This is a genomic window from Brunnivagina elsteri CCALA 953 (assembly GCF_002289455.1).
Lineage (GTDB): Bacteria > Cyanobacteriota > Cyanobacteriia > Cyanobacteriales > Nostocaceae > Brunnivagina > Brunnivagina elsteri.
Genome location: NZ_NTFS01000650.1, coordinates 1 through 2,299 on the forward strand (window position 1 = coordinate 1; position 2,299 = coordinate 2,299).

1 protein-coding gene and 1 pseudogene are annotated in these 2,299 nt (G+C 35.4%); both read left to right on the forward strand.

Annotated elements, in window-relative coordinates:
* The first annotated feature begins 994 nt into the window (after positions 1-994).
* Positions 995-2,005: a hypothetical protein gene (locus CK510_RS29515; protein WP_095725003.1), complete on the forward strand. Its 1,011-nt coding sequence runs from the start codon at positions 995-997 to the stop codon at positions 2,003-2,005.
* An 11-nt stretch (positions 2,006-2,016) separates the two neighbouring features.
* Positions 2,017-2,299 (forward strand): annotated as a pseudogene (locus CK510_RS33125) (hypothetical protein); the annotation flags it as partial.

Here is a 2,299-nt window from a genome sequence, read left to right on the forward strand (position 1 = left end):
CTAGAAGAAAGAGGCTAGAAGAAAGGAAAACAATGCAATTTTTACTTTCCATCAAAAGGATTTGAATTTAATTTCAACCTGATTTCAATTTGATTCATAAGAAGGCAGAAGGAAGAAGGCAGAGGGCAGAAGGGAAACCCCATAAATAAATTTAGCGCAAAGTTTGTGGGGAAGGTCTCCTTCCACAAAACTTTGTAAGAGAGGGGCTTTAAACCCTTGTGGCAGCGAAAAGTTTGTGGGGACGGAATACGACACACAAAACTTTTCAAGACAGAGGGCAAAAATGTATTTTATTCCTTCTGCCTTCTGCCTCCTGCCCTCTGCCTTTTTTCGGTAATTCACTTATACATAATTATTTTCTTCTGCACAAGTGTCCGATTAAGGGATAAACGTGCAGATAGCCAATTTTTCATGTTCGAGTATTTTCCAAATCTTGAATTGGCAATAGTTTCGGAGATTGTAAATTTGTCTCTATAACTATAGTGATATCTGTGTTTACATCAATGGGCTAGTATCTAATTTGCATATTTTGATGAGAATCTTGAAAGAGGGCAAAAATATCATCCTTAAAGGTGAAATGAAAAAGAGTCATTCGTCAGAATCCAGGAATCAGAACAACCGCATACCTGCCGTCAGGTATAGTCAGTACAATTCGCAGTTCGCAGTACCCGCTATCGCGGGAAGCAAGCTACGTAATTCGCAGTGGGGGCTTGAACTCGGTTACGTCCTAATTTATACACCATAAACAAATTTAGGGGTTTGCACCTTAATTAATCAATTAAGCAATTAATTTCCAATTAATTAATTGCGAATTGCGAATTACGAATTGCCAATTGTTTGGTCAGGGGTTTCAAACAAGGGAAACTTTTTCTTTATCTTTATCTACTCGCAAAGCGAGTATAAAAAAGGGGGCTTTAAACCACCAGTAGTACAGAATACCCAACTGACTCCTGACTTCTTTTTTATTCTTCCGTAAAACAATTCAAATACAATCATGAGCGACACGATTGATAACTGTTTGATTACCGACTCTCAAGACCTAAAATATATCTCTGAGGTCGTCGGACAAGCATTGGATAATTGGCAAAGTTTAGCTAATATTAGGGATTTACAAAAGGCGATAACTGAAATTAGTTTGGAGCGGGAACGGCAATTACAAATAAATTTAGTGTTCGAGGAAAATCAGTTAATTGGGTTTAATTTCTCATTTACAATTGACCCCAAAAAGACGACTGATACAATTTCTTTGCAACAGCAAGAGATAAATATTAATCTAGATAATGGCTCTGTTATTCCATATCAACAATTAGCTACAACTATTGAAATAAAAGTAACAGAACCAAAAGGTAATTTAGCAATTCCTTCTTTCAGTTCTAACGAAATAATCTTGACACCAGGATTACAAGTGGAAAGTCAGCATATTATCAACCAAGATGATTCTGCAACTCAAGAAATTCTCAAATCTCCATCTCCTGGATTTGGCAAAATAAGTCCTGCTTTAACTAATGCTGCACATCAATTAGCAAATCAACATGAAGTTAATGGGTTATTGCTAACTGGATTAACTGTAAAAACGGGAATTTCCACAGTAAATACACTACAACCAGAGGAAAATCCTGATATTCAAACTTCTGGTTTAGCAATTATTAAACGGCTTCAACAAGTTTTACCGCAAGAATTTATCGATTTTCAATATGAGGATTCTCCCAGTACTTTTAATTGGAAAGATTCTGTTTCAAATCGACAATATCATTTCCGTTTTGAAGTCGCTCAAATTAGTGAAGACGGAGATGTTTTAAAACCTGCTGTGCTTCAGGGATTTGATTGTACTTCTGGCTCTGATTCAATGCAACCAGTTTTTAATGCAACGTTAATTAATGCGAAATATAACCGATGGAGCATTGAGCAGTGCGACTTCAATAAAAACCAGATTCAATCTTTAAATCTTGCTAATAAAACTACACCAAAAAGTCTTGCAATAGATAATTTTACTTCTGAAATATAGCTTAATTGATTATGTACAAAAATCACCAAGTTAAGCCAAACTCTTTCTATTTGGAGATAGTACCGCTATTTACGAAACTAATCTGGACAAGGGCAGATACAAATACGAGTATGTTGCTAGGTTTAGGATTAATTTATCTGGCAGTAAGAGAACCAGTTTTAATTTCAATTCTCTTATCGCTTGGTTTATTATTTTACTGCTTAAATCAGGTAATTCGTTTTATTCCCTATCTCAACTATTTCGTTAAAGTCAAAATCCGTTTTTGGCATATTGCTGGATTAATCATTGGATTGA